Source organism: Streptomyces sp. NPDC091282 (genome assembly GCF_044757385.1).
Lineage (GTDB): Bacteria > Actinomycetota > Actinomycetes > Streptomycetales > Streptomycetaceae > Streptomyces > Streptomyces gramineus.
Genome location: NZ_JBIVUX010000010.1, coordinates 120,087 through 146,425, shown reverse-complemented (window position 1 = coordinate 146,425; position 26,339 = coordinate 120,087). Strand labels below are relative to the sequence as shown.

General features: G+C 71.8%; 30 protein-coding genes and 1 pseudogene. 19 read left to right on the top strand and 12 right to left on the bottom strand.

Annotated elements, in window-relative coordinates:
- Nucleotides 1–131 precede the first annotated feature (131 nt).
- Nucleotides 132–1,006, top strand: a protein-coding gene (locus tag ACIQOE_RS35975) for an IS5 family transposase (protein ID WP_401416081.1) whose coding sequence is annotated in 2 segments (ribosomal slippage) — nt 132–513 and nt 513–1,006 — 876 coding nt in all. Because the reading frame shifts where the segments join, the coding sequence is not laid out codon by codon here.
- Nucleotides 1,007–1,015: 9 nt separating this feature from the next.
- Here ACIQOE_RS35975 and ACIQOE_RS35970 read toward each other — a convergent pair.
- Together ACIQOE_RS35970 and ACIQOE_RS35965 are read right to left on the bottom strand one after the other, a co-directional pair.
- On the bottom strand, nt 1,016–1,477 hold the full coding sequence (locus ACIQOE_RS35970) for a GNAT family N-acetyltransferase (protein ID WP_401416078.1): 462 nt from the start codon (nt 1,475–1,477) through the stop codon (nt 1,016–1,018).
- Nucleotides 1,478–1,553: 76 nt separating this feature from the next.
- Nucleotides 1,554–1,985 (bottom strand): hypothetical protein, encoded by a 432-nt coding sequence (locus tag ACIQOE_RS35965; RefSeq protein WP_401416076.1) that lies wholly within the window; start codon nt 1,983–1,985, stop codon nt 1,554–1,556.
- 148 nt (nt 1,986–2,133) lie between these two features.
- On the opposite strand from ACIQOE_RS35965, the gene ACIQOE_RS35960 reads away from it, so the two are divergent.
- Nucleotides 2,134–2,364, top strand: coding sequence for an Lrp/AsnC ligand binding domain-containing protein (locus tag ACIQOE_RS35960; RefSeq protein WP_401416073.1), 231 nt, complete (start codon nt 2,134–2,136; stop codon nt 2,362–2,364).
- Between the two features lie 5 nt (nt 2,365–2,369).
- Here the strand turns inward: ACIQOE_RS35960 and ACIQOE_RS35955 are convergent, their stop codons facing one another.
- Nucleotides 2,370–3,410 carry a saccharopine dehydrogenase family protein gene (locus ACIQOE_RS35955; protein WP_401416070.1) on the bottom strand — a complete coding sequence of 347 codons (1,041 nt, stop codon included), beginning with the start codon at nt 3,408–3,410 and terminating at the stop codon, nt 2,370–2,372.
- Between the two features lie 127 nt (nt 3,411–3,537).
- Between ACIQOE_RS35955 and ACIQOE_RS35950 the strand changes: the two genes are divergently transcribed.
- Entirely contained in the window at nt 3,538–4,473 is a 936-nt protein-coding gene (locus ACIQOE_RS35950; RefSeq protein ID WP_401416068.1) for a helix-turn-helix domain-containing protein, read from the top strand.
- A gap of 387 nt (nt 4,474–4,860) precedes the next feature.
- Nucleotides 4,861–5,286 (top strand): ATP-binding protein, encoded by a 426-nt coding sequence (locus tag ACIQOE_RS35945; protein ID WP_351324459.1) that lies wholly within the window; start codon nt 4,861–4,863, stop codon nt 5,284–5,286.
- Nucleotides 5,287–5,323: 37 nt separating this feature from the next.
- On the opposite strand, the gene ACIQOE_RS35940 is transcribed toward ACIQOE_RS35945, so the two are convergent.
- Nucleotides 5,324–5,977 carry a class I SAM-dependent methyltransferase gene (locus ACIQOE_RS35940; RefSeq protein ID WP_401416065.1) on the bottom strand — a complete coding sequence of 218 codons (654 nt, stop codon included), beginning with the start codon at nt 5,975–5,977 and terminating at the stop codon, nt 5,324–5,326.
- A 176-nt stretch (nt 5,978–6,153) separates the two neighbouring features.
- Nucleotides 6,154–6,657 carry a DUF6233 domain-containing protein gene (locus ACIQOE_RS35935; RefSeq protein WP_399008967.1) on the bottom strand — a complete coding sequence of 168 codons (504 nt, stop codon included), beginning with the start codon at nt 6,655–6,657 and terminating at the stop codon, nt 6,154–6,156.
- A 228-nt stretch (nt 6,658–6,885) separates the two neighbouring features.
- Here ACIQOE_RS35935 and ACIQOE_RS35930 point away from each other — a divergent pair, with 228 nt between their 5' ends.
- Nucleotides 6,886–7,263: an STAS domain-containing protein gene (locus ACIQOE_RS35930; RefSeq protein WP_351324454.1), complete on the top strand. Its 378-nt coding sequence runs from the start codon at nt 6,886–6,888 to the stop codon at nt 7,261–7,263.
- A 48-nt stretch (nt 7,264–7,311) separates the two neighbouring features.
- Here the strand turns inward: ACIQOE_RS35930 and ACIQOE_RS35925 are convergent, their stop codons facing one another.
- Nucleotides 7,312–8,229 (bottom strand): helix-turn-helix transcriptional regulator, encoded by a 918-nt coding sequence (locus ACIQOE_RS35925; RefSeq protein WP_351324453.1) that lies wholly within the window; start codon nt 8,227–8,229, stop codon nt 7,312–7,314.
- Between the two features lie 155 nt (nt 8,230–8,384).
- Between ACIQOE_RS35925 and ACIQOE_RS35920 the strand changes: the two genes are divergently transcribed.
- On the top strand, nt 8,385–9,362 hold the full coding sequence (locus ACIQOE_RS35920) for an aldo/keto reductase (protein ID WP_401416061.1): 978 nt from the start codon (nt 8,385–8,387) through the stop codon (nt 9,360–9,362).
- 49 nt (nt 9,363–9,411) lie between these two features.
- Here ACIQOE_RS35920 and ACIQOE_RS35915 read toward each other — a convergent pair whose 3' ends face one another.
- A complete protein-coding gene (locus tag ACIQOE_RS35915; protein WP_365572738.1) occupies nt 9,412–10,083 on the bottom strand; it encodes a hypothetical protein in 672 nt (223 codons plus the stop codon).
- Nucleotides 10,084–10,255: 172 nt separating this feature from the next.
- Between ACIQOE_RS35915 and ACIQOE_RS35910 the strand changes: the two genes are divergently transcribed.
- From ACIQOE_RS35910 to ACIQOE_RS35870, 9 genes are all read left to right on the top strand, one after another.
- Complete coding sequence (locus tag ACIQOE_RS35910) at nt 10,256–11,464, top strand: HupE/UreJ family protein (RefSeq protein ID WP_351324447.1); 1,209 nt, start codon at nt 10,256–10,258, stop codon at nt 11,462–11,464.
- Between the two features lie 157 nt (nt 11,465–11,621).
- Nucleotides 11,622–13,601, top strand: coding sequence for a metallophosphoesterase family protein (locus tag ACIQOE_RS35905; RefSeq protein WP_351324445.1), 1,980 nt, complete (start codon nt 11,622–11,624; stop codon nt 13,599–13,601).
- A 155-nt stretch (nt 13,602–13,756) separates the two neighbouring features.
- On the top strand, nt 13,757–14,836 hold the full coding sequence (locus tag ACIQOE_RS35900; RefSeq protein WP_401416056.1) for a WxL protein peptidoglycan domain-containing protein: 1,080 nt from the start codon (nt 13,757–13,759) through the stop codon (nt 14,834–14,836).
- Nucleotides 14,837–15,000: 164 nt separating this feature from the next.
- Entirely contained in the window at nt 15,001–16,029 is a 1,029-nt protein-coding gene (locus ACIQOE_RS35895; protein ID WP_401416054.1) for an NAD-dependent epimerase/dehydratase family protein, read from the top strand.
- A 10-nt stretch (nt 16,030–16,039) separates the two neighbouring features.
- Entirely contained in the window at nt 16,040–16,855 is an 816-nt protein-coding gene (locus tag ACIQOE_RS35890; protein ID WP_351324440.1) for a helix-turn-helix transcriptional regulator, read from the top strand.
- 80 nt (nt 16,856–16,935) lie between these two features.
- On the top strand, nt 16,936–17,625 hold the full coding sequence (locus tag ACIQOE_RS35885; RefSeq protein ID WP_401416052.1) for a DUF899 domain-containing protein: 690 nt from the start codon (nt 16,936–16,938) through the stop codon (nt 17,623–17,625).
- A gap of 225 nt (nt 17,626–17,850) precedes the next feature.
- Nucleotides 17,851–18,330, top strand: a complete 480-nt coding sequence (locus ACIQOE_RS35880) for a hypothetical protein (protein WP_351324437.1) — start codon at nt 17,851–17,853, stop codon at nt 18,328–18,330.
- 207 nt (nt 18,331–18,537) lie between these two features.
- Complete coding sequence (locus ACIQOE_RS35875; RefSeq protein WP_401416049.1) at nt 18,538–18,927, top strand: VOC family protein; 390 nt, start codon at nt 18,538–18,540, stop codon at nt 18,925–18,927.
- 134 nt (nt 18,928–19,061) lie between these two features.
- Nucleotides 19,062–19,724, top strand: a complete 663-nt coding sequence (locus tag ACIQOE_RS35870) for a hypothetical protein (RefSeq protein WP_401416047.1) — start codon at nt 19,062–19,064, stop codon at nt 19,722–19,724.
- Nucleotides 19,725–19,824: 100 nt separating this feature from the next.
- On the opposite strand, the gene ACIQOE_RS35865 is transcribed toward ACIQOE_RS35870, so the two are convergent.
- The 3 genes from ACIQOE_RS35865 to ACIQOE_RS35855 all read right to left on the bottom strand — a co-directional run bounded on the left by ACIQOE_RS35865 (nt 19,825) and on the right by ACIQOE_RS35855 (nt 22,184).
- Nucleotides 19,825–20,139, bottom strand: a complete 315-nt coding sequence (locus ACIQOE_RS35865) for a DUF3040 domain-containing protein (protein WP_351324432.1) — start codon at nt 20,137–20,139, stop codon at nt 19,825–19,827.
- Nucleotides 20,140–20,285: 146 nt separating this feature from the next.
- Complete coding sequence (locus ACIQOE_RS35860) at nt 20,286–21,002, bottom strand: hypothetical protein (RefSeq protein WP_401416045.1); 717 nt, start codon at nt 21,000–21,002, stop codon at nt 20,286–20,288.
- A gap of 165 nt (nt 21,003–21,167) precedes the next feature.
- Nucleotides 21,168–22,184 (bottom strand): SDR family NAD(P)-dependent oxidoreductase, encoded by a 1,017-nt coding sequence (locus ACIQOE_RS35855; protein WP_401416043.1) that lies wholly within the window; start codon nt 22,182–22,184, stop codon nt 21,168–21,170.
- 397 nt (nt 22,185–22,581) lie between these two features.
- Here ACIQOE_RS35855 and ACIQOE_RS35850 point away from each other — a divergent pair, with 397 nt between their 5' ends.
- From ACIQOE_RS35850 to ACIQOE_RS35835, 4 genes are all read left to right on the top strand, one after another.
- Complete coding sequence (locus ACIQOE_RS35850; protein WP_401416040.1) at nt 22,582–23,262, top strand: HemK2/MTQ2 family protein methyltransferase; 681 nt, start codon at nt 22,582–22,584, stop codon at nt 23,260–23,262.
- Nucleotides 23,246–23,467 (top strand): CDGSH iron-sulfur domain-containing protein, encoded by a 222-nt coding sequence (locus ACIQOE_RS35845; protein WP_351324425.1) that lies wholly within the window; start codon nt 23,246–23,248, stop codon nt 23,465–23,467. The genes ACIQOE_RS35850 and ACIQOE_RS35845 overlap by 17 nt, the downstream gene beginning before the upstream one ends.
- Nucleotides 23,464–24,483, top strand: coding sequence for an iron-containing redox enzyme family protein (locus tag ACIQOE_RS35840; protein WP_401416037.1), 1,020 nt, complete (start codon nt 23,464–23,466; stop codon nt 24,481–24,483). Before ACIQOE_RS35845 ends, ACIQOE_RS35840 begins: the two co-directional genes overlap by 4 nt.
- Before the next feature lie 132 nt (nt 24,484–24,615).
- Nucleotides 24,616–24,792 (top strand): hypothetical protein, encoded by a 177-nt coding sequence (locus ACIQOE_RS35835; RefSeq protein WP_401416035.1) that lies wholly within the window; start codon nt 24,616–24,618, stop codon nt 24,790–24,792.
- 74 nt (nt 24,793–24,866) lie between these two features.
- On the opposite strand, the pseudogene ACIQOE_RS35830 reads toward ACIQOE_RS35835, so the two are convergent.
- Both ACIQOE_RS35830 and ACIQOE_RS35825 read right to left on the bottom strand, forming a co-directional pair.
- Nucleotides 24,867–25,804: pseudogene (locus ACIQOE_RS35830) on the bottom strand (glutamate synthase-related protein); the annotation flags it as partial.
- A gap of 67 nt (nt 25,805–25,871) precedes the next feature.
- Nucleotides 25,872–26,099, bottom strand: a complete 228-nt coding sequence (locus tag ACIQOE_RS35825) for a DUF2945 domain-containing protein (protein ID WP_401416033.1) — start codon at nt 26,097–26,099, stop codon at nt 25,872–25,874.
- Nucleotides 26,100–26,339 lie beyond the last annotated feature (240 nt).

The following is a 26,339-nucleotide window of genomic DNA, read 5'->3' as shown; positions in this document are numbered from 1 at the left end:
GTTTGGGCCGGATCTCCGTCATCGGAAGTCTCCACCTGCCATCCACCTGCACGCGAACCCGGCGAACCCTCCCGGTCAGAGCACTAGGGCCTGTTGCGAAAGTGGATCAAGCTTATAGATGATCATGGTTCGTGGGACGTGGTGATCTGACGAACGGCCAGTGGGAGCGTCTGGAGCGGTTGCTGCCTATGGGCAAGAAGCCGGGCCGCCCGAGGACCTGGACGCACCGGCAGCTGATCGACGGCATACGTCGGCGGACCCGGACTGGCGCGCCATGGCGCGACCTGCCGGAACGGTACGGGCCGTGGGACCGGGCCTACGACCTGTTCCGACGCTGGCAGCGTGACGGCACCTGGAAGCGGATCTTCGAGCGACTTCAGGCCGAGGCTGATGCAAAGGGCCTGATCGTGTGGGATGTGAGCGTGGATTCCACCATCGCCCGCGCTCATCAGCACGCCGCTGGAGCGCGTAAAAAGGGGATCTCCAAAAGGAACTTCCGGGTGGCATCGACACCGAGCCCGATGACCACGGCCTCGGGCGCTCGCGCGGCGGACTGACCACCAAGCTGCACCTGGCGGTCGAGCAGGGACAGAAGCCGCTGTCCCTGCTCGTCACCGGCGGTCAGCGGCACGACAGTCCTCAGTTCCCGCCGGTCCTCGATGGCATCCGGGTACCGCGAACCGGGCCGGGCAGACCTCGCACGAAGCCCGACAAGGTTCGCGCGGACAGGGCGTACGGCTCCCGCGCGAACCGCGCCTATCTGCGTCGACGTGGTGTGAAGTGCACCATCCCGGAGAAGGTGGACCAGGCACGCAACCGTCGAAAGCTCGGCTCCCGGGGCGGCCGCCCGCCCAAGTTCGACGAGGACGACTGCAAGCAACGGCACGCGGTCGAGTGCGGGATCAACCGCCTGAAGCGGCACCGCGCAGTGGCGACAAGGTACGACAAGCTCGCCGTTCGCTACGAAGCAACGGCGTTGGTCGCAGTCATCGGCGAATGGCTATGACATGCAGGCCTACGGCAGGTCCGACGCCGACGGCTCGGTCAGTGACTTGTACATGTGCACGTCCTCGTGCCCGCCGGGGATGCCCAGGGTCCGGCCGGTCTCGACATAGCCGTGGCGTTGGTAGAACTCAGGGGCCTGAAAGGTAAAGGAGGAGACAGTAACGCGATCGCAGCCACGTCGCAGTACTTCCTCCTCTGCGGCGCGGAGGATCTTGCTGCCCCAGCCGTCCTTGCGGCTGTCCTCGCGTACCCACAGCAACGCGATCCCACACAGACCGCCCCAAGTCCATGCAGCCAGCCCGCCGATCAGCTCACCCGCCTCGTCGGTGACCTTGACCGACAGCGTGCCCTGCTCGGCCACACCCGTGGCCGCAGCGTTGAACGCGGTGAGCCCCTCGTCGAGCTTCTTGTTGAGGTCGGTGTCACGTTCACCAACTGTCAGTGTCGGGCCGTTTCCGTGATCATTCGCCATGGCGGGGAGTATGTCAGTCCGCCTGACCCCGCAGCACGCGACTACTTACAACCTTGATCCATTTTCGCAACATGCCCTAGAGCTCATGGTCCCGGGCCAGCTCTTCCCAGCGAATGCCGCGCAGCACAAGGCCGGCGTCCTTGCCCGGCGGGACGTCCAAGCCGGTCTGGAACCAGACCACGGTGAGAGCGGAACGGTGCAGCACCGGGTCGAGTTCAGGGGCGACCGCTGTCGAGCGGAAGGCGCCGAGGCAGGCCACGGAAGGCAGCACCTCAACGGGGCCGAAGGCGCCGGCGGTCTGGTCCGGGTACTCGCGGGAGGGGGGAATCACATGGGCCGGCGTCGAGGGGAACGCACGTTCAGCCTGCTGCTGGAGACTCCTGACCTTCATGTCATTGATGGGCTTGCACGGGTAGCCCTCCAGCATCCCTCCGTAGGTCGAGGACATTCGCAGCTCGGTCAGCTCGATCGAACGTCCGGACGAGAGGGCAATGCGGCTCAGCGACATGCCGACACCCTATGGGCAAGATTCACTAGCGCGGCGAACGGCAGGGCGCGCAGGCCCCAGGTGACGGCGGCGGTGACCAGGAGGAACTGCACGGACAGGATCCGCCCGCCGGGCCAGGAGCGGGCCTGCTCGGCACCGTCCAGGGCGTATGCCTCGTCGCAGAGGGCGAAGGTGCTGTACGCCTTGTCGAGGCGTCCCGGGGACGCCGCCACCGTGCCTGTTCCGCCGTCTGTACGGCCGCCCCGACTACTTCATCCGCGTCGCCGTCGCCGACCACGCCGCCTACGAGGCCTTCCTCACCGGCAGGCTCAGCGGCCTGCCCGCCGTCCTGCGCCTCACCTCCCACCTCACGATGAAGAAGATCAAGGCGGAGGACTGAGGCGGTCAGGCGCCCGGCTTCCGTTCGAGGCCGAGCGTGATGTGCGGGTGGAGCGCGCGCAGGAAATCGGGGGCGTCGAAGGCCTCGCCGGCGGTGACGACGCCTGCGGTCCTGGTGCGGCCGGCCAGGACGCGTTCCAGGGCCTCGGCGACGAGCGGTGCGGTGACGGCGTAGATGTCCTGGCCGCGGGCCGTGACCCGGCGTTCGTCCGTGCCGGAGCGGACGATCACGTCGACGAGGAACGTCTGGTCCGAGCGTCCGCTCGCGTCGGCGGCGGTCGGCGCCGGTGTGTGCGCAGCGGCGACGTCGTGAGCCGCCTCGGTGTTCATGTAGGTGGTCACGTCGGGGATGGAGAGGTGCTGGGTGACGGTGACGACGTCCGCCATCGTGAACTCCCCGATCACCGCCCGAGGGCCCGTCGGTTCCGGGAACGCCCACTCCAGGGCGGGCGCGGCGTCGGTGCGGTGCTCCCAGCGTCCGCCGCTGTAGCGCAGCCGGCGGGCACCGCGCCGCTCGCGGGAGACCGCACCGGAGAGCCGGGTGCCGGCGGTGGGGTGCCAACTGCTGAGCGCGTACGCGATGTGAGCCTCGTCCGCCTCGGTCCAGTCGCCCATCGCCGCGGTGGTCAGCAGGTCACCGAGGCCGCCGAAGAAGGCCATCGCCGGAACGATCAACGCGTCCGCCTGCCGCGCCCGTTCACGGTACTGGTCGAAGGTGTCGAGGTTGGCCTCCAGTTCGGCGGCGACGTCCAGATAGGGGATGCGCGCGCGGAGCGCGGCGTCGATCACCGGGCCGGTGGTCGAGGCGAACGGACCGGCGCAGTTGACGACCGCCACCGTGCCGGCCAGGGCCCGGTCCAGGGAGGCCGGGTCGTCGACCGACGCCACCCGGCCTTCCAACCGGTGCTCGTCGGTCAGCTCCTTCACGCGCCGCGCGTCGCGTCCGGACGGCACCGGAACGAACCCGCGCGCGGCCAACTCCGCGACCACGAACCGCCCGGTGTGACCGTACGCACCGAACACGGCCACCGGCCGACCTGCCCCCATGAGACTCTCCCGTGTGCTGGAACGCCCTCCGCGCCGCCGATCCGGCGCGCCCCGACCCGCACCATCCTGTCCTCGGGCGGTCCCCAGCGTGAGCGTCGGAAACGACGTGCCCCGTACAGTTTCGGACATGCCCGCTGTCGCGCTGGCCGTCACCGACGGCATGCTCCACTACGAACTCTCCGTGGCCACCGAGGTCTTCGGAGCCGACGTGACCCACATCGTGGACCCCTGGTATGACTTCTTCCTCTGCGGGAGCGGCCCGGTCCAGGTCGGCCGCTTCCGCGTGGAGCCCGATCGCGGTCTCGACCACCTCGCGCACGCCGACACGGTGATCGTGCCCGGCTGGGCCGACACCGGTAGCGAACCGCCCGCCGACCTGGTCGAGGCGGTGCGTGCGGCCCACGCGGCCGGCGCCCGGGTCGCTTCGCTGTGCACGGGCGCCTTCGTCCTGGGCGCGGCGGGACTGCTCGACGGCCGGCGCGCCACCACGCACTGGGCCCACACGCAGGACCTGGCCAGGCGCCACCCGGCGGCCCGTGTCGATCCGGACGTCCTCTACGTCGACAACGGCGACGTCCTCACCGCCGCAGGCAAGGCCGCCGCCATGGACCTGTGCCTGCACCTGGTCCGCCTCGACCACGGCTCGGCCGTCGCCAACAAGATCGCCCGGCGTCTGGTCGTCCCGCCCCACCGCGAGGGCGGCCAGGCCCAGTTCATCGCCACCCCCGTCCCCGCGCCGGACAACCACCCCCTGGACGAACTCTTCCCCTGGACGCTGGAACGGCTCCACCAGCCGCTCTCCGTGGAGGACCTGGCTCGCCAGGCCAGGATGAGCACCCGCCACCTCGGCCGTCACTTCAAGCACCTCACCGGCACCACGCCCCTGCGGTGGCTGCACACGCAGCGCATCCGTCGCGCCCAGGAACTGCTGGAGACCACGGACGCCACCGTGGACACCATCGCCGTGGCCGTCGGCATGGGTACCGCCACCACCCTGCGCCGCCACTTCCACCGCAGTGTCGGCGTTCCACCGGACACCTACCGGCGTACCTTCCGCGCCTGAAGGAGCCGCGCCGAGCCCGTCGCCGGAGCCACGGATCACCCGCAGCCCCCGGCGCGGGCGCACCGTCCGACCCGCGGCGGTGAGCGCGGGTGCACCCGCCGCCGCGGTCATCCGGCAGCCGGGAGGGGCGCGTTCGGGCGGGGCCCGGGGCGGCCGGTCGTCCGCCGAGTGCCCTGCCGTCATGAACGGCAGGGCTGAGTCGACGTATCGGGGGTATCCGGATCAGGTCCGGACGCGGAGCCTTGGAACGGGAGTGCCGCGACCGGCGCGACGGAACGCGTCAAGCACCCGGTCGGCAGCCCCCCGTGGGCGCGGGACCGGAGTCGGCTCGGGAAGCCGGGTGACCGTCGCTGACCACACTCGTCCCCGACGAAGAAGGATCGCGCCGTGGAAGGTTCGTCGCTCCGGGCAGTGGGCTGGGCCTGCTCGCTGCCCCTGGACAGCGAAGTGAAGGCGGCCCGCGACTGGGCACGTGAGCACCTGGAGGCCCGGGGCTGGACCAGCGCCGCGCCGGACACGGTGGACTCGGTGCTGCTCACCATCTCCGAGCTGGTGACCAACGCGCACCGGCACGCCCACAGCAGCGCCCAGCTGGTGATGGCCTGTGACGACCATTGCCTGCATGTCTCCGTGCACGACAAGTCCGCCGTCCTGCCGGTCCGTCGAGAGGCCGGCGAGGAGAGTCTCGGCGGGCGTGGCATGTTCCTGGTCGACGCCGTGGCCGACACCTGGGAGGCCCATCCCTGTCGTCACGGCAAGTCGGTCAGCGCGTGCTTCCGCGTGCCGGAGACGGACACGGGCGCCGGCGACTAGCGCGGCACCGGCCCGCGTGCGCGCACGCCCGGCGTGGTCACTCCGGACGGCGGCGGGCCAGCAGCGTCGAGTCCTCGACGGCGATCTCCGCGCCCTCGCGGACCAGCGTGCGGGGCCGCTGCTGTGCCGCGAGCACCTCGAAGCCGTCCGGCAGCCCCGCCACCAGTTCCTCGGCCAGGAACATGGCCCGCAGGTGCATCTCGCTGAGCGGGGTGTGATGTGCCGTGGGGGAGTGGCCGACCACGAGGAGATGCCCGCCGGGAGCGACGGCTTCGGCGAGCTGCCCCACCACGTCCACCATCGCGCCGTTCGGCGGGTGCAGGTAGTGCGTGGTCACCAGGTCGTAGGTCCGTCCGCCCGCCGCGAAGGCCCGCGCGTCGGTGCGCCACCAGTCGGTGCGCTCGGCCACACCGGCCTCCTCGGCGTGCCGGGCGGCCCGCGCGAGACCCGCCGCCGAGAAGTCCGCGCCGGTGACGGTCCACCCCTGACGCGCCAGCCAGATCACGTCACCGCCCTCACCGCAGCCGACGTCGAGCGCGCGTCCGGGACGCAGCTTCTCGGCCACGGCGACGAGCTGCGGGTTGGGCGTTCCGCGCCAGACGGACTCCTTGCCGGCGTACCGTGCGTCCCAGCCCGCCGGTTCGAACATCGCGGCCTGCTGATCGGCCGCTGCGGTCTTCTCCGTGCCCACGAGGCGTCGTCCTTCCTGCTTCCCAGGGGTCGGTGCGCCGGTCGGTTCCGGACCGGGCACCCGGACCGGAATCCTGCCCAGCGACATCGGGAACGGCCAGAAACGTTGCCGGGTCGGCAAAAGCGCGGTCCCGGCGGCCACCACCCGCGTCACACCAGGCCCGCCGTCCGCCCCGGTCATGCGGCGTCGATGCCCAGCTCGGTGTCCGGCCGGCAGGTCCGGCAGGCGGTGAAGCCTCGGGGGTCGTTGATGAGTACATGGCGGGCGAGGTCGGCGTCGATGGGCTTGCTGCCCGTGAACCCCTTGCCGCAGCCGCTGGTGTGGATGGGCGCGGGTTTCGTGGCACTGGCGGGGCGCTCGACGATGAAGCGGGTCGGCCGGCGCCCGCCGGCCTCACGACGAACCGGGGCCGGGGGCCGCCTGGCTGCGGACGGCGATGACGGCGATGACGGCGATGACGGGGATGGCGGCGGTGGCGGCGCGAATGCGGCAGAGGGGGCGGATGTCGCCGCGGGTGCAGGCGTGGCGCGACGGGTGCGGTCGGCGTCGGAGATCGCGGCGAGGACCGCGCTGCGCTGGAGGCGCAGGTAGGTGGCGACGGTGTCGGTGTCGGCGATCTGCTGGTCGAGGTGCGCCAGGATCGCGCGCAGGCGCGGCGGATCCGGAGGCAACTCGTTCATGCGTTCGATTCTAAGGCCTGCGTTCCGTACCTGAACCAGGGCGGTCACCTGCGGTCCTGTGACACCGGACCCTGGGCGCGGTGCTGCCGCGGTCCCGCCGGGGCGCGAGGCGACGCGGCGGCCGGGATCCGGTGCGGAACCGGGGCCGCCGGGCAGGTGCTGGGCCCGCGGCTCCGGCCCGCCGCCGCGCTCTCGCGCAGGCGCGGTCGCCACGCCATACTCACCGGCATGAATTCCGTCAGTGGTGGTGAAGAGAGGCCGCCGGAGCCGGTCACGGCACCCGGTGGATCGCTGCCGCGCCTTGTCCAGCGCGAGCAGAGCGGGGCCTGGGTGGTGGCCGTCGTCGGCGCGTTCGACCTGACCTCGACGCCCGCCCTGGCGGCGGCACTGGAGGCCGGGGCCCGCTCGCACGCGCGCGTGGTGCTGGACGCAACCGGCCTGACCTTCGCGGATTCGACCGTGCTCAACCTGCTGCTGCACGTCCACCGCACGACCGTGCTGCGGGTGGCCGCTCCTCCGCCGCAACTGGCGAGGGTGCTGGAGCTGACGGGAGCGGACGCCGTCCTGGACGTCCGGCCGACGCTGGAGGAGGCACTGGCCGACTGACCGGCGCGCCGGGCCCCGCCGGGCAGGCGTCCTCGCGCGTGCGGGCGGCTACGGCTCCTGACCGGCGGTCGGTCTCGGCCGGGAGGAGGCCGCGGGACGTTCCGAGGGTCCGGCCGCGGTCATGTCGAGCAGCAGCAGGGCGTCGTGGTCGGGGCTGCCGGGCTCGGCGGTGTAGACGCCGATGCGCTGACCGGGGGTGCCTTCCACGTCCAGGGACTGCGAGGTCAGGGTGAGGGCGCCGACCTGGGGGTGGCGGAAGGTCTTCTGCGCGGGCTTGTGCCGGGTCACGTCGTAGCGCTCCCAGAGGCCGGCGAAGTCGGGGCTCTTGAGGAGCAGCTCGCCGACGAGGTTGGTTAGGTCGGGAGCGTCGGGGGCGGTTCCGGCGACGGCGCGCAGGCGGGCGACGCACGCGGCGATCTGCCGGTCCCAGTCGCCGAACAGGTCGCGGGCCTTGGGGTGCAGGAACATGTAGCGGGCCAGGTTGCGGTGCTTGGGCGGCCAGTCGTCCAGACCCGCGTACAGGGCGAGCCCCGAGGGGTTGCAGGCCAGTACGTCCATGCTGCGGCTGATGGCCTGGGCCGGGTACGGGCGCAGGGATTCGAGGAGCAGTCCGAGGTGCGGGCGTACCGTGCGGGCGGGAGCGGGCGGCGGCTCGGGAGCGTACCGGGCCGCGCGGGCGGCGAGTTCGCGCAGGTGCTGGTGTTCCTGGTCGTCCATGCGCAGGGCGCGGGCGAGGGAGTCCAGGACGGCGGGGCTGGGCCGGGTCTCCTTGCCGCGTTCGAGGCGTACGTAGTAGTCGATGCTGATCCCGGCGAGCGTGGCCAGCTCCTCGCGGCGCAGCCCGGGGGTGCGGCGGATGCCGGTGCCGACGGTGAGCCCGACGTGCTCGGGGCCGGTCTGGGTGCGGCGGGCCCGCAGGAACCGGCCCAGCTCGGCGCCCTCGCTGTGTGCGCTCTCGGATGCCATGCCACCAGTCTCACCCGCCGGGCCCGCGCGGCGCCGCCGGGTGGGGGGCCCTGTCATTACCCCTGAAGAACCCGACCTGCCACGAGCGAGCGATCCGGCCGAAGGTTGGAGGAGAAGAGAAGAACAGGCGGCACCACGGATGGGAAGAGAGCGCGATGCGGTACATCAAACTGCGTGACCTGGAGGTTTCCCGGATCGGTCTGGGCGCGATGGGCATGTCCCACGGCTACACCGGCTCCGGCACGGACGACGCGGAGTCGATCAGGACCGTGCACCGGGCGCTGGAGCTGGGCGTCACGCTCGTCGACACCGCCGAGATCTACGGCCCCTACACCAACGAGGAACTGCTGGGCCGGGCGCTGAAGGGGCGCCGGGAGAAGGTGGTGCTGGCCACCAAGTTCGGCCTGGTCTCCCACGGCGGCGACGGCCCCTGGAACCTGGACTCCGGCCCCGCCAACATCCGTACGGCCGTCGAGGGCTCGCTGAAGCGGCTGGGCACCGACCACATCGACCTGTACTACCAGCATCGGGTCGACCCGAAGACGCCGGTCGAGGAGACGGCCGGCGCGGTCGCCGAGCTGATCGCCGAGGGCAAGGTCCGCGCCTTCGGGCTCTCCGAGGCCGGCCCGGACACGATCCGCCGCGCCCACGCCGTGCAGCCCGTCACCGCGGTGCAGTCGGAGTACTCCCTGTGGACCCGCGGCATCGAGGAGCGCGTCCTGCCCGTCCTGCGGGAACTGAACATCGGTCTGGTGCCGTTCTCGCCGCTCGGGCGCGGCTTCCTGACCGGCACCGTGCGCTCCACCGACCAGTTCGACGAGGACGACTTCCGGCGCGACAACCCGCGTTTCAGCCGTGCGAACTTCCAGCACAACCTCGCCCTCGCCGACCAGGTCAGGGACTTGGCCGACGAGGTCGGCGTCACCCCGGCGCAGGTCGCGTTGGCCTGGCTGCTCGCCCAGGGCGACGACATCGCGCCGATCCCCGGCACCAAGCGGGTCGGCCGGGTCGAGGAGAACACGGCCGCCGACGCGGTGACCCTGACGGCCGGGCAGCTCGACAGGCTCTCCAGCCTGCCGCCCGCCGCCGGCGACACCCACACGGAGGCCCAGGCCCGGATGCTCGAACGCTGACCACCCCACCGCCGCCGGCCCGGTCCCGTGCGGCCGTCGTGGGCCCGGGTCAGTGCAGGTCGAGCCAGACGACGATCCCGGTGAGGTCGGACAGGACCGCGGCCACGCCGGCGCGGACGGCGGCGGCGCAGCGGGCGGCGGTGAAACTCGACGGGTCGTAGGTGGAGGACATGCCCAGGCCCTCGCCGCGGAAGGACGCGCCCGACCAGTCCACCGAGGTCACGTTGGCGGTCGGCTCGGCCAACTCCGCGCCGACCACCAGGAACCGCTGTGACAGATGGCTCGGGGTCACCGTGGCCAGCGGGTCGATGAGGTCGTTCCCGGCGCTGACGATCAGATCGGCGCCCATCCCCAGCGAGTCGGTGACCGTCGGCAGCAGTTCGGCGGGGTGCTCGGCGGTCACGGTCCGCAGGTCCACCTGCTCCTCCTCCGCCCACTCCCGGACCGCCGTCACCAGGGTCCTGGTGGGGCGGTCCGTCCCCGAGGTGAGCAGCACCACCCGGTAGCCCTCGGGTGGATGGACGCCGTCCCAGGAACCCGGCCGCGGAGTGACGGTCGCCTCCGGCGTCGGCGGTGCGGAGGGGTCGGTGAAGCCCGCGCCGAGCGTGCCCACGGGGCTCGGACTCGCGTGCGGGCGCGACCAGTCGTCGCCGGAGCCGCAGCCGGTGACCAGGGCGACGGCCGCGGTCAGGGCGGCCAGGGCACTGAGCGGGGTGCGCAACGGGATCGTCCTCCAAGGTGTGACTGCTGATGCGAGGACATAGTCATATGAGCTGACCCGTCGGAGATGGCCGAAAGGGGCTGGTCGAACGGCTGTTCTTCCATGATTCGCCATCGGGGCGGACTGAGTTCACCCACCGCATGGAGCGTGCACGGGCAACCGAAGGAGCTACATGTCACAGCACGCCCGCCGGGTCGTCGTCATGGTCATCGCAGCGGTGATCGCACTGTTCGGCGCCGTCCGCCCCGCACTCGCCCACGGGTTCACGTCCACCGCGTACGTCCAGGTCGCCGCCGGCGACGACGGCCGGATCCGGACAACCCTGAGCCTCGAGTACGACCTCTACGTCGTGTCCGCCGCCGACACCCAGCACGACGACTCCCTCTTCCGCCAGGGCGACGCCGCCTTCGAGGACGGGGACACCCCGGCCCAGGCCGCCGCCCTGAACGGACACTCCCGCGCCGCCGTCGACTACGTCACCGGCCGGTTCACCGTCGACTCGGACGGACGCGCCTGCACCCCGTCCCGGCAGGGCGGGTTCACCCTGCACCGGCAGGAGGGCGTGCCGTACGCCCGGCTCGTCCTCGACTGGGACTGCGCCGGGCCAAGCGCCGACGCCGTGCTGCGCAGCGGACTGTTCCCCGACGGTGAGGGCTACGTCCGCGACACGAAGACGATCATCACCTACGAGCTGGAGGGCCGGTCGGGCAGCGCCGCGCTGGACGCCGCGCACCCGTCCTTCTCGCTCGGCCAGGCCTGGTACGAACGGTTCTGGGAGTTCTTCCGGCTCGGTGCGGAGCACCTGCTCGGCGGCATCGACCACATCCTGTTCCTGCTGGCGCTGATCGCCGGGTCGCGGCGGCTGCGCGAGATCGTGCTGGCCGCCACCAGCTTCACCCTGGCGCACTCGGTGACCTTCCTGCTCGCCGCGCTCGGCGTTGTCGACGTGCCGGCCCGGATCGTCGAACCGGTCATCGCCCTGTCGATCGCCGTGGTGGCGGCCTGGTACCTGTGGCGGTTGTGGCGCGGGCACGGCCGGGCCGCCGACGTCGAGGCGGTGGCGCCGGGACGGCTCGGACTGGACCGGGCCGGCTGGGTGCGGCTCGGCGTCGTGTTCTGCTTCGGCCTGGTGCACGGCCTCGGTTTCGCGGGCGCGCTCGGCATTCACGAGGCCTGGTCGTGGACGCTGCTGTGGTCGCTGCTGGTGTTCAACGTCGGTATCGAAGCGGTGCAGTTGGGCATCATCGTGATCGTCTTCCCGCTGCTGGCGCTGGTTCGCCGCCGGTCCCCCGCGGCCGGGCTCTGGCTGACCGGTGCCGTGTCGGCGGGCGTCGCCGTGATGGGCGCGATCTGGTTCGTCCAGCGTCTCGCGGGCGTCTGAGCGGGGACGGCGGACCGGCCGGGCCGCGGCCGGTCCGGCGCCTCGGGGACCTGGGAAGTTCAGTGAGTCCCAAGATCGCATTTACGACTGGTTTACCAAGTGGAGAGAAGTTCTTGACGTCCATTTATGCACTCCGTGCACCAAAGGAACGTAATCGATGAGATCAAGACCCTCCTCGCAGGCCTCCGGGCCTGCGCGGCGCCGCATGGCCTCCGGGGCCGCAGCGGCATTCCTGGGTGTGGCCGTGGCTCTCGGCAACGGCCTGGCGACTCCCGCCGCTGCCGCCGAGTCCACCACGCTCAGCGGCATCATCCTCGGTGTCGGCGCGAACGAGTCGCAGCGCACCGTGACCTGGTACTCCTCCGCGGACACCGCCCAGCAGGTGCAGCTGGTCCCGACCGCGCAGCTCGTCAACGGCGCGTTCCCGGCCGACGCGACGCGCTTCGACGCCGTCGGCGGCGCCAACATCGCCACCAGCGGCGGCTACAACCGCCACGCCACCGTCACCGGCCTCAAGGAGCACACCGCGTACTCCTACCGGGTCGGCTCCGAGGGCAACTGGTCGACCACGTACGCCTTCAAGACGCAGGACTTCGAGGGCGACTACGACTTCCTGTTCTACGGCGACCCGCAGATCGGCTCCTCCGGCAACACCGCCAAGGACCAGGCCGGCTGGCAGGACACCCTCGACGTGTCGCTCGGCGCCAACCCGGACGCCGAACTGCTGGTGTCCGGCGGCGACCAGGTCGAGACGGCCAACACCGAGTCGCAGTGGAACGCTTTCCTCGCGCCCGACAAGCTCCGCCAGTACCCGTGGGCCGCCACCATCGGCAACCACGACGTCGGCGGCAAGGCGTACGAGCAGCACCTGTACACGCCGAACACCGACCGCACGGCCCCGTACTACTCCAACGGGAACCCGGCGTCGAACACCTCCGGCGGCGACTACTGGTACATCTACAAGGACGTGCTGTTCATCGACCTGAACAGCAACAGCTACGCCACGTCCCAGGGCGGCGGCGGTGACGCGGCGCACGTCGACTACGTCACCGACGTCATCAACAAGCACGGCTCCGAGGCCAAGTGGAAGGTGCTCGTCTACCACCACGCGATCTACTCGCCGGCCTCGCACGCCAAGGACAGCGACAACAAGGTCCGCCGTACGGACTTCCCGACGACGTTCTCCAAGCTCGGCGTGGACCTGGTCCTCCAGGGCCACGACCACAGCTACTCCCGTAGCTACCTGATCAAGAACGGTCAGAAGGAGAACCCGGACGAGCAGCCCGGTGCCGCGGACGTGTACCCCGGTCCCGGCGGTGTGCTGTACGTGACGTCGAACTCGGCCTCCGGCTCGAAGTACTACGACATCACCAAGCCGGACAGCAGCGGCACGAGCGGTGCCGGCAACGGCGCCGACCCGCTCAACCCGGACAGCTACTGGTACAACTCGGTCCAGAACCAGGAGCACGTCCGCAGCTACGTGAAGGTCGGCGTCCGCAAGGACAAGCTGGTCGTCGAGAACCTGCGCAGCGGCACCTGCGAGGCGCCCAACGCGTCGGTGGAGCTGGGTCAGGTCTCCTGCACCAACACCGCCGAGGGCAAGCCGGTCGGCTCGGTCGTCGACAAGGTCACGGTCCACCCGTACCACGGCGACTCCCAGGACCTCCAGGTCGACGTCCCGGACGCGCCTCCCGGCGAGTTCGGCTGGACCATCGACGGCTACAACGGCCTGGTGGACCTCGGCACCGCCAAGGACCACGACGGCGAGTACTTCCAGGCGGCCGGCCAGATCAACCCGATCCTTGTCTCCGACAGCCGCCGTTCCCAGGCCCCGTGGTCGGTCTCGGCCAGCGTCAGCGACTTCAAGGACGCCGACAAGACCTTCTCCGGCGCCTACCTCGGCTGGACGCCGAACCTGCTCCAGGCCGGTGCCGGCGCCAAGGCCAGCGGTTCCGTGGCCTCCGGCTACGACGACAACGGCCAGGGCCTGTCCGTCTCGCGCGGCCTCGCGTGGGCCGAGCAGGGGCACGCCAAGGGCAAGGCCAAGCTCGGCGCCGACCTGGACCTGAAGATCCCGGACAGCGTCAACAAGGGCACCTACCGCGCCACGCTCACGCTCACCGCGCTGAGCAGCTGACCCGGTAGCGGTACCCGTGGGGGCGGACACCGCCAGTGCCCGCCCCCACCTCCGTCGCCGTCCCTCCCGTCACTTCCGTCACGCCCGGCCCTCGTCCGGCGCGTTCCGATCCCGCCGCCCGACACGGCCCGCCCACCGCCGCCCGAGGACCCCAGATGCACGCGCCCGTCCCACGCCGGACCACCACCGTCGCCGCCCTGCTCCGCACCGCCCTGCTCGCCCTGCTCGCCACGCTCGTCGTCACCGGCCCGCTGACCGTCCCCGCCGCAGCAGCGGGCGGCGACGTCACCTGGACCGTGCGGACCGCGCCCAACGGCTACGGCTCCGACCGCTCCAGCTTCGCCTACGGCGTCAACCCCGGCGGCCGGATCGACGACGCGATGGTCGTCGCCAACCGCGGCAAGCAGCCGCTGACCCTCGCGGTGTACGCGGCCGACGGCTACACCACCGACACCGGCCGGCTCGACCTGCTCACCCGGGACAAGAAGTCCGTGGGCGTGGGCGCCTGGGTGCACGCCGACCGTACGAACGTCCAGGTCGCGCCGGGCCGCACGGTCCGCGTCCCGTTCAGCGTCACCGTCCCCGACAACGCCACCCCAGGCGACTACGTGGGCGGCCTCCTCACCTCCCTCAAGCAGGCCGACGACGCCGCGGGCATCAACGTGGACCGCCGGCTCGGGATCCGCGTCAAGCTGCGGGTCAGCGGCGCGCTCCGGCCCCGGCTCGCCGTCGAGGACCTCGCGGTCGACTACCACGGCACCGCCAACCCGTTCGCCACCGGCGGGGCGACCGTGACCTACACGGTCCACAACACCGGCAACGCCGTCCTGTCGGCCCGTCAGAACGTCACGCTGAACGGGCCGTTCGGCCGGCTGAAGGCCAGGACCGGTGCCGTCGCCGCACCGCCCGAGCTGCTGCCGGGGGAGCGCTGGAAGGTGACGGTGCCGGTGCACGAGGTGACCCCGGCGTTCCGGCTGACCGCGACGGTGACCCTGACCCCGCTGCTCACCGACGCCTCGGGCTCGGTCTCCCCGCTCGCGCCCGTCCGCGCCACCGCCGGCGGCTGGGCCGTGCCCTGGACCCTGCTGATCGCCGTCCTGGTCCTGGCGGCAGCCGGCACCACCTGGCTCCTGCTGGCCCGCCGCGCCCGCGCCCGCCGCGCGGAACGCGAGAACGCCCGCGTCCAGCAGGCGGTCCAGGAAGCCCTGCGCGCCCAGGAGACCCAGCCCCACTGACCGCCCGAACGGCGGGCCTTGAACCATTCGAGGCCCGCCGGTACATCCCCCGCGCACGTCAGGCCGACGGAACGGCAGGTGCCGTCCTCGCGCGATCCTGTCCCTGGGAGTACTGGTATCGGCGGGATCTGGAACGGGACGGTCCGGCTGTCGAGCATGGGGACATGGCACATGTACTCGTCACGGGCGGAACCGGGTTTCTGGGTTCCCATACGATCGCGCAGCTCCTGACCGCCGGGCACACCGTCACCACCACGGTCCGCTCCCTGGCACGGCGTCCCGACGTGGAGCGGATGCTCAAGGCGGCCGGCTCACCGAACACAGACGGCGTCTCCTACGTCGAGGCGGATCTGACCGCCGACCGGGGCTGGGACCGGGCCGTGACCGGAGCCGACTACGTCCTGCACGTGGCATCGCCGTTTCCCGGTGCGCGGCCGGAGCACGAGGACGACGTGATCGTCCCGGCCCGCGACGGCGCCCTGCGGGTCCTGCGTGCCGCTCGGGCGGCGGGAGTCCGTCGTACCGTCCTGACCTCCTCCTTCGCGGCGGTGGGCTACGGGCACGGCCCGACCGGAGAGGTGTTCGACGAGGACGACTGGACGCGGACCGACGGGCCGGGGGTGTCCGCGTACATCAAGTCCAAGGCGGTCGCCGAACGGGCCGCCTGGGACTTCGTCGAGAGCGAGGGCGACGGCCTGGAGCTGACGGTCGTCAACCCCGTGGGAATCTTCGGACCGGTCCTCGGGCCGGACTACGCCACGTCGATCCGCATCGTCCACGCGATGCTGACCGGCGGGATGCGGGCCGCGCCGCCGATCTGGACGAACACCGTCGACGTCCGCGACGCGGCCGACCTGCACCTGCGTGCCATGACCGCGCCCGGGGCGGCCGGGCAGCGCTACCTCGCGCTCGCGGGCGAGCCGGTCTCCTTCCACCACATCGCCCTGACGTTGCGCGAACGGCTCGGCGAGGCCGCCGCCAAGGCCCCCACCCGGTCGGCCCCGGCCTGGCTGCTGCGCCTGCTGGCGACGGTCAGACCGGCGCTGCGGGAGACGGTGCCGCAGCTCGGGGTGGTGCGCCGTGCCTCCAACGCGAAGGCCCGCAAGGAGCTGGACTGGGTTCCGCGTTCCAACGAGGACGCCGTCGTGGCCACCGCGGAGAGCCTGGTCCGCCTCGGACTGCTGAGCGGTTAGCGTCGAGAGCATGGCGCACGAGACGGCCGACACCCTGGGTGAGTTCCTGCGGGCCCGGCGCGGGCAGATCAGCCCGCGCCAGGCCGGACTGCCCGCGGGCGAGCGGCGCCGGGTCCCCGGACTCCGGCGCGAGGAGGTCGCACAGCTCGCCGGCATCAGCCCCGAGTACTACCTGCGCCTGGAACAGGGCCGCAACCTCAACCCCTCCGACCAGATCCTGGCCGCCCTGGCCGGTGCCCTCCAGCTCGACGAGGACGCCGTCGCCTACCTGCACCGCCTCGCCCATCCCGCCCCGCCCGCCCGCAGGACACGGAGCCGCGCCCGCACGAACCAGGGCGATCTGCAGCCCCTGCTGGACAGCTGGCCGCAGACGCCCGCCTACGCGCAGGGGCCCGGCGGGCGGGTCGTCGCGGCGAACCGGCTGGCCGTCCTGCTGTGCCCGTTCTTCGCCGTCGGCCACAACCCGCTGCGGGCCGCCTTCCTCGAACCCGAGATGCGCGGCCTCTACCCGCAGTGGGACGACATGACCGCGAAGGCCGTCTCCGGGCTGCGCGCCATGATCGACGTCGACGACGCGGACTCGGAGCTGCTGGAGACCATCGGTGAACTCACCGTCGCCAGCGAGCGGTTCCGCACCCTGTGGACCCGCCGCGAGGTCCGCCGCCGCGACACCGGCCTGACCCGGCTGAACCATCCGCTCGTCGGCGAACTCGACCTGCACTACGAGAAGATGGTGCGCCCGCAGGCCCGCCAGCTGATCGTCGTCTACTACGCCGACCAGGGCTCGGCCGGCGCCGAACGCCTCGCGCTTCTCAGCAGCCTCTGACCACGCGCGATGAGTTCCGGGGGCCAGGGGAGTCTGCCCTCTTCCCTAGCCCGACCGCGCACGAGATCTGTGAGGCAACCATGACCGCCCACGCGCTACCCCCCGTCGTCGACGCCGCGACCTGGCACAACCGGCTGGAGGCACTCCGTACCCGGGAGAAGGCCGCGACGCGGGAGCTCGACGCCATCGCCGCCGAGCGCCGCCGTCTGCCGATGGTCGAGATGCCCGACTACACCCTCGAAGGCGTGGACGGCCCCGTGCGGCTGGCGGACGTCTTCGACGGCCGTCGGCAGCTGATCGTCTACAACCACATGTGGTTCAGCGGCAAGGAATGGCAGTGCCCGGGCTGCACGGGGTTCACCTCCCAGTACACCCGCCTGGAATTCCTCGACGCCTACGACGCACGCTTCGTCATCGTCACCCAGGGCCCGATCAAGGAGGCGCTCGCCTACAAGGAGCGGGTCGGCAACCGGATGACGTGGTACTCGACGGCGAACAGCCCGTTCGGCACGGACGTCGGCGCGCCGCCCGGCGGCGGCTTCGCGGTCAACGTGTTCCTCCGTGACGGTGACACCGTCTACCGCACCTGGCACACCGACGGCCGGGGCACCGAGCAGCTCAGCCACAGCTTCGCGCTGATCGACCTCCTGCCGTACGGACGCCAGGAGGAGTGGCAGGACTCACCGGAGGGCTGGCCGCAGTCCCCGACCTACAGCCGGTGGGCGTCGTCGGAGACCATCGCCGCGGCCTACGGCCCTGAGGCCGGCTGAACGCACCGCGCGAGCGCGCACGCGGTGCGTGGCGTCCGGTCGTGCACCCCGCTCACGTGACCGTGTGCGCCAGGTGCCGCGCGTGCGCTCGCGCGACACCGTCGGCGCGGGGCTCCGCTCTCCCTCCCGCGGGCGGTTTGGAGGGCGGAGCGGTCCAGGGGGCGCCGCGACTCCCTAACGTACTCGGCGTAGTCGCACGACTGCACCGAGTGAAGGGAGAGAGGGATGCGTTCGACGTCCATGGGCCGGCTGGTGGCCCTCGCCTCGATGGCCGTTCTGCTGGCCGGTGGGGTGAGTGCCGGAACGGCCCAGGCGCGGTCCGCTGTTCCGGCACGGTATCCCGGTGGCCTCGTCACCTACGCGATCGAGTTCTCCAACCCGCAGGAGAAGGACGACAACGACCTGCCCGAGCCCTACGGCCGGGTCTTCGTGACCGACGGTGACCTCCGGGCGACCACCCTGTGGGAGCACCCGGACCTGGACATCAACACCCCCACCGTGCCCCGCTACCCGGCGTCCGGCTTCACGCACCGGTACGCCGACCACGCCATCAGCGAGGTGTGCGCCTACGTCGGTGAGGACGACACGGGAATCAACGCCGACGACGTCCTCGCCGAGGGCTGCGAACCCTTCCACGGCCCCGGCGCCTACACCGTTCCCGGCCCGGACGGAGCGGTGACCGTCACGGTCTACCACATCGGCTGACCCCTCGGCCGGATGCCCTGCCCCGCCACCGGAGCAGGGCATCCCCGTCGGGTCACCTTCCCCCGGCCCGCACCGGCTCGGGTCGTCGCGCTGCTGACAGCTCCGCCGAACGGCGCTTAGGATCACGCGCACGGCATCGCGTGTCGGTCACCGGCCGGGTGAGGCATGGAGGTGCCCGTGAGATTGCCTTGCGGAGGCATTCCACACATGTCAGTCGAGTTGAATCACACCATCGTCCACGCCCGGGACAACCGGGAATCGGCCCGGTTCCTGGCGCACGTCCTGGGACTTGAGGTCGGGACCGAGTGGGGCCCGTTCGTCCCCGTGGCCACGGGCAACGGGGTCACCCTGGACTTCGCCGCCGTCCCGGCCGAGTCGATCGTCATGCAGCACTACGCGTTCCTCGTGTCCGACGAGGAGTTCGACGCGGCCTTCGACCGCATCCGGCAGGCCGGGATCACGTACTACGCCGATCCGCGGCTGAAGCAGCCGGGAGAGATCAACCACCACCACGGCGGGCGCGGCCTGTACTTCATGGATCCGGCCGGACACGGCATGGAGATCATCACACGGCCCTACGACAGCCACGAGCGGTAACCGCCGGCTTCACGAGGCGGCGGTGGGTCCGGCCGTATATTCCGTGGTGGGCGGGGCCCATGGGGTCCCGGCCCAGGCCGCCGTCGCCTCGCGAAGGGGGGCCTCGACCGGGACCACGACGGAAAGGCCAACGCATGAAGCGGATGCTGCGAGCGGGCTCCCGCCGCCCCCGGCTGTGCTTCGACGGCTGGATCGCGGGCCTCGGCACCACCTCCGGAACCCGCATCGTGCTGGGCCACTGGCCCCGGTCGCCGTTCGGTCCGTTCAGCGACGTGATGCTGGAACGAAGCGACGGAGAACGGCTGTTGCTCGCTCCGACCCGGCGAACGGCCGAATTCGTGGGCGACACCTACCACTTCGACACGGTACGTGTCCTTCCGGTCGACGTGACCGTCCTCGCCGGCACCTGGACGGTCACGGCCGGAGGGCTCCACCTGTACTTCGCCACCGGCCGCCGCACCCTCCTCGGCCATCTGCTGCGCACCGTTCCCGGCCCACTGGCCCGGCGCCCCGCGTGGGCCGCGGTCACGGACGGGATCGCCCGCACACTGCTGCCCGGTGTACGGACCCGCGGCAGCGCGGGGGGAGGCCGCAGGGAGTGGTACGGCGCGCAGGACCTGCTCTCGATCCGTGACCTGTCGGGTACCTACGACGGCGAGGACCTGGGCGCTCTCGCGCCGGTCGAGCCTCCCGTCCGCTTCGGTTTCGGCTCGGTCCCGCACCGGCCCGCCCTCACCCGGGTGACCACCACCATCGAGATGGGCCGGTCCTCCGCCGGCCTCGGGGTGGACGGCTGAGCCAGTGGCGCGTGCTGGAGTTCCCCCTCACGAGGACGCATCCGCAACCTGCTCGGCGAATCCGTGGAGCAGCGCACCGCGAGGGACCGCCGGACGGCGGTCACGACCACCTGATGTGGCCCTGGGCGTCGGTCGGACGGCGCGGCAGCCGGAAGGCCAGCAGCAGGGTGAGGGGCCACACGGTGGCGAAGGCCGCCAGGACCGCGAGGCTGGAGGTGAGGATCCCGAGGACCAGGAGTATCAGGGACGCGCAGGTCAGGGCGGCCACCGACAGGGGCAGCCAGGGCCGGGTGCCCGCGCGGCGCATGCGTCGTACGAGACGCTGGTCGCCGTCGAGCTTGGCTTCGATGTGCCACAGGACGAGGCGTTCGTGCGTCGAGAGCACGACGTCCTCGGGGTCATTGCGGAATTCCACGGTGAGCGCCTCATTCGTCCGTGAGCGGGGCCACCGGGACACTCCGCCCTGATCGGCATCGGCGTCCTGGGGCTGATGCCCGCACGGGTTCCCCGTGGCAGCCGCCTGACGCCTCCCCGCTTGCTCCGGCGCTCTGCGCGGGAGGTTCAGTGGAGGATGCTGACCGCGCGGGCGATCACCAGGAGCGAGGTCAGCAGCGCGGCCACACTCTGCACGCTCATCAGGACCTTGGCGCGTGAGGAGAGCGGCATGGTGTCCGTGGGGCTGAAGGCCGTGGAGTTGGTCACCGACACGTAGAGGTAGTCCATCAGCGTGGGCACCCAGTCGGACGACTTGCTGGAGCCGTCCGAGACCTCCTGGACGGCGTCGTGGTTCTCGTCCTGCGAGAACCGGAAGTCCGCCAGGGGCAGCCTCTCGCGCGGCACTTGGGTCCGGCTGACCGGACCACCGCGGTCCAGCTCCCAGTAGGCCAGGCCGAAGACGAGGATGTTGGTGAGCCAGATCTGCAGCGAGGCCACCAACAGCGCGCTCCCGTCCTTCACTTCGGCGGAGACCAGTTCGTGGATCAGCGTTCCCAGCGCGAGGAGGTTGCTCGCCGCGATGACGGCCACCAGCGTCAGCGACATGACCCGGAGTGCGCGTGTCTGCCGCGTGAGCCGTCGCGGATTGACCGCGACGAGAGGGACGAGCAGCAGGAACTCCAGGGCGGGCAGCACGAATCGGGGCGCGACCAGGAGTTGCTGGGGGAGGAACAGGTACAGCGCGATGGCGGTGAGGGTCGCGGCCACTCCGGGCAGCCGGGCCTCTCCCCGCCGTTGGTGCCGCGGATGCCGGAGACGGGCATCTTCACGTGCTCGCGGCATGACGCCTGCTCCACCCTGGCCTCGAACGGCCCGCTGTCCTCGACTGACTTGTGATCCAGTTGTCCAGTCGCGCGCTTCTCATGCATGAGATGGGTGTCCTGCGTGCACGTACGGCTCGCACGGCACGCGGCCGACCGGCTGCCGGGACGGCAACCGGCCGTGCTCTCACGCCCGGTGGCGCTCCGCTGCGATGCGGTGGCGTTCGTTGTAGGCGCGTGCCGCCCGGTCGTTCAGCGCACTGCCCGCGGACCGCAGACGCTCCCCGAGGGTGCGCGGCGCGGCCGGCTCGACGTCGATGCCCGGGCTCGGTTCCGGTTCGCCCGCGGCGGTCGGCAGCAGCGCGGTCGCCGCGCGGCTGAGCCGTGTCGTGAGGACCGGGGCGAGGCCGTGGGCCTTGTCGGCCACGCGGGCGGCCGGGGTGAGGACCAGCCGGAGGCGGCGGCGCTGAACGGCCGTGACGATGCGCTCCGCCGCGCGGCGCGCGTCCATCGATATCAGCGGGGTGCCCGCGAGAGCCGAGAACCACGCGAACTCGCCTCGCCGGTCGCCGCCGAACACGGCGTGCAGATGCGAGCCGGTGCGCATCAGGCCCGGATGCACGGCGGTCACGGACACGCCGTCCCGTGCCGCCTCCTCCTGCAGCCCTTCGGCCAGCGCCCCTACGGCGGCCTTCGCGCAGGAGTACGGCAGCAGGTGCGGCACGGCCAGCAGGCCGCCGACCGAGCCGATCAGGGCCAGCCTGCCGCCGGCGGTGCTCTCGCGCAGGTGGGGGAGGGCTTCGAGGCTGGTGTGGAGGGCTCCGTCGAAGATGGTGGCCATCGCGTCGCCGAACCCGGCCGCGCCGACGGTCTCGGCCGGGGCGACTTGGATGATGCCCGCGTTGGCGATCACGATGTCCACGCTGCCGCAGGCCGCCGCGGTCCGCCGGAACAACTCGGCGACGGCCCGTTGGTCCCGCACGTCGGTCACGTCGGTGCGGACGGTTCCGGCGGGATGCCGCTGCCGCAGCAGTGCGCCGGCCCGGTCGAGTTCGGCGGGGTCCCGCGCGGCGAGCGTGACACGACAGCCGCGGCCCATCAGCTCGTCGGCGACGAGGAGGCCGAGGCCGCGGGAGCCGCCGGTGATCACGGCGGACAGACCGTCGAGGGATCCGGATACGTGCGAGGACGATCCTGTCGGCATGACACCGTCTCCTTGTCCTGCGAGGAGCGCCCCTCGCTCCGTGCGCGGATCTTCCGCCCTCGGGAGGATGCGCCCTGACCAGGGGTGTCGCGTGTCGGGCGACCGCCGTTCGGAATCCTGGCCCGTCCGGTGCGAGTGTCCGCCGGACGGGCCGGGAAACGCCCCTTCGAGCCGACGAAGCGGTTGTTATGTGACAAATGGGGTTTTCGGTCGGCGCGGGCCGGAAACCCGGACGGCGATGCTGACGCCGGCGGCGCGCCCGAGCCGGGCGCACCGGCGCCACCAGGCAGCCCCCCGTACACCGGAGCCACTGTGAAAGCGATCCTCGTCCAGCGCACGCTCAGGACGTCCGCCCCGACCGCACGGCCCGTGCGGACGGCCGACTGAGGAGGGCACCGTGACCGCCGACTCCTTCGCCCTTCCCCGGCCGCTCCGCTGCTGGGCGCCCAGCGGTGTCTACGCACCGCAGACCGACACCCGGCTCCTGCGCCGGGCGCTGCGCCGGGAGCGCATCACCGGCGAGACGGACGTCCTGGACCTGGGCACCGGAAGCGGCATGCTCGCCATGGAGGCGGCCCGGCTCGGCGGCCGGGTCACCGCGGTCGACATCTCCTGGCGTGCCGTCGCCGTCACGTGGATCAACGCCCTGCTCAACGGAGAGCGCCTGCGCGTGCGGCACGGCGACCTGACGACGGCCCTGCCCGGCGGACGCCGCTTCGACCTGGTGATCGCCAACCCGCCCTACGTGCCCGCACCGGGCGGCGTGCCGTCCAGGGGAGCCGCCCGGGCGTGGGACGCCGGCGCGGACGGCCGCGTCCTGATCGACCGCATCTGCGACGCGGCACCGAGAGTCCTGCGGCCGGCGGGAACGCTGCTGATCGTGCACTCGCACCTGTGCGGCACCGGCACCACCCTCGCCCGGCTGGCGGCGGCCGGTCTGCACGCCCGCGTGGTCGACCGGGCCCGGCTGCCGTTCGGACAGGTGCTGCGCTCCCGCCTGGACTGGCTGCGCGCACGCGGGCTGACCCACGACGGCACGACGGAGGAACTGGTGGTGATCCGTGCCGAACACACCTGAGCGCCCCTGCCGCATCCGCGTCCAGCGCGACGGTCCGCTCCTCGTCGAGGGTCCGGTCGAGGTCGTGGGCGAGGACGGCGAGGTGACCGCGTCGAAGCGGTTCGCGGTGGCCGTCTGCACCTGCCGCCGCAGCCGGATCTTCCCCTGGTGCGACACCAGTCATCGCTGCCGCGGCAGGCGACCGCAGGAAGGCGGTGCGGCATGACCCGCAGCCCCGCGCCCCCACTGCCCGGGCCCCGCGGCCCGCTCTCCTGCGCCGTACTCGACGCCCTGCGCGGCGCCGCCCCGGCGGCCGTGCCGTCCACGGCGCACTCGTCGCCCTACGGTGACGACCTCCAACTCGCGCTCTACGCCCTCTACGAACTGCACTACCGGGGCTTCGACGCCGTACCCGACGACCTGGAATGGGACAGCGGGCTGCTGGCGGTCCGCCATGCGCTGGAGGACCGCTTCCTGAGCGCGCTCCACGCCGACGTACCGGTCGACGTGGACACCGACACCGCCGAGCGGGCCCTCGACGCACTCCAGATCGAACCGGCCGCCGATCCCGGAGACAGCGTCTCGCACTACCTCCAGGCGGAAGGCTCCCTCCCGCACCTGAGGGAGTACGCCGCACTGCGCTCGCTCTATCACCTCAAGGAGGCCGATCCGCACGCCTGGGTGATCCCACGGCTGCGCGGGCGCGCCAAGGCGGCCATGGTCGCCGTCGAGTACGACGAGTTCGGCGCCGGCCGCGCCGACGAGATCCACGCGGAACTCTTCGCCGCCCTCATGGCGGACCTCGGCCTGGACACCGCCTACGGCCGGTACGTGGACGCCGCTCCCGCCGAAGCGCTCGCCACCGTCAACCTGATGTCCCTGCTCGGTCTGCACCGCTCGCTGCGGGCCGCGCTCGTCGGGCACTTCGCCGCCGTGGAGGTGACCTCGTCCCCGGCCTCGCGCCGCCTCGCCGAGGCGATGCGCCGCGCCGGCGCGGGCCCCGCGGCCGTACGGTTCTACACCGAGCACGTGGAGGCGGACGCCGTGCACGAACAGGTCGTACGCCACGACGTCGTCGGCGGACTGCTGGAGTGCGAACCGCACCTCGACACGGACATCGTGTTCGGCATCCGCGCGACGACCTGGCTGGAGAACCGGCTCGCCGACAGGATCCTCGGAGCCTGGCGCGGGGGAGTAACCGCGCTGCGCGAGCAGGACGCCGTGACTCCGGCGATTTCGTGAGGACCGGGTCTCAGCCGGGGCGAATCGGGTTTCCCGCACGGCCCGTTGGACACCCGGCACGGGACGGACGTCGAGGACGGGCGGGATGCCACGGACCTCGACCAGACCCATCCGGAAGGAAGTTGAGCCGCCGTGACTGCGGAAACCCTCGGTACGACCGTCGTTCGCCGACCCGAGACGGGCTGGGCGAGGGCACGTCGGCTGCGCGGGCGAGGAGGCGTACGCACCTGCCTGCGCGCGACGCTGGACCACGAACCGCTGGGCACGCGGCGGGACGACGACTGGAACGTCGTACGCGGCGAGGACTGACCGCCGCCACACACCTGCCTCGGTGCGCGAGCCGACCGGTTGGATCTCACGGAGGACAAGATCCGCCGCGCCAAGTCCACCGCCCAGGAGGCCGGGGAAGCGGCGAGCAGTTCTCCCGGCGCGAGCCACTCGTAGAGTTCCGCGAAGGAGCGCTCGGTGCTGGGGTCCACCCGTCGGCGGAGCATGTGCGGGGCGAGCCGGCCGGGATCGGTGACTCCCATGGACGCCATGATCTGCAAGGCGCTCGCCACGGTCGCCTCCTGGAAGCGCCGCACGCGTGCCGTCTTGTCGGGAACGTTCAGGGCGCGGGCGCGGCGGGGGTCCTGGGTCGTGACGCCGGTGGGGCACTTGTTCGTATGGCACTTCTGGGCCTGGATGCAGCCGACGGCGAACATCATCGCCCGCGCGGAGTGGAGAACACCCGGTGGTACGGCGGTGAGACCACCGTCCGCCCTTCGGGTACGTCACGGACGCCGGCGATCTCCGCGTTCACCTTGGCGCCGGGCAGGACACCGCCGATACCGGGCTTGGCGCCCTGCGACAGCTTCAGGGACACGCACTTGACCTGGTCGTGGGCGGCCTTCCCGGCGAACTCGGCCGCGTCGAAGTCGCCGGTGTCGGTACGGCAGCCGAAGTAGCCGGTGCCGATCTCCCAGATGAGGTCGCCGCCCGGACGGAGGTGGTACTCGGAGAGACCGCCCTCACCGGTGTCCTGGGCGAAACCTCCCGCGGCCGCGCCACCGTTGAGCGCGAGCACGGCGTTGGCGGAGAGCGAGCCGAAGCTCATCGCCGAGACGTTCAGGAGCGCCATGTCGTACGGACGGCCGCAGTCCGGCCCGCCGATCCGCACGCGCGGCGGCGTCTCCGGCACCGGGCACGGCGCCATCGACGGCACCAGGAACTCGTGACCCGGCCGGTACACGTCCCGTTCGGTGCCGTACGGCTCCTCGGCGTCCGTGCCCTTGGCCCGTCTACGTGTCACCCCTGCCGCGTTGCCCGATCGGCAGCGGCCATGCCTCATGGACGCGTCGACTGCGTGTCCCGTCGCCGCACGCCCCGTTCCGGCCGGGCGTGCCGGCTCACTTCTTCTTCAGGCTGGACGGCTTGTGCACCGCGGACCGGCCGGACTTGTCGCTCCGCACCTGGTACTGCGGCTCGTCCGCCGACGCGTCCACGGTGCGGCCGGCGGCCTCCACACGATCGGTGATCTTCTTCTCGACCTTCCCCTCGGCGTGCCCGCCGTGGCTCTCCCACGTCACCTTGTCGTCCTTCTTCAGGTCCTTGCCCGCCTTGTGCCTGCGTGTCACGACAGCACTCCTTCACGTCTGTGCGGCCTCTTCCCCAGAGTGCGGCCGAAGTGCCCGCACCGCAGCTCAGGGGCGTTGCGCACGGGTGTCGCACAGGACTGTCCGAGGTATTCGGAGTACCGGGTTTGCGGCCCATGGCCGGGGGCAGACGGGTGGCCAGCGCTTCGGACCGGAGGCGCCTGCCCAGCGGGAACGTCTTCCGAGCTGTCGGCGCCCTCCGGTGCCGGCGTCTCACTCCGC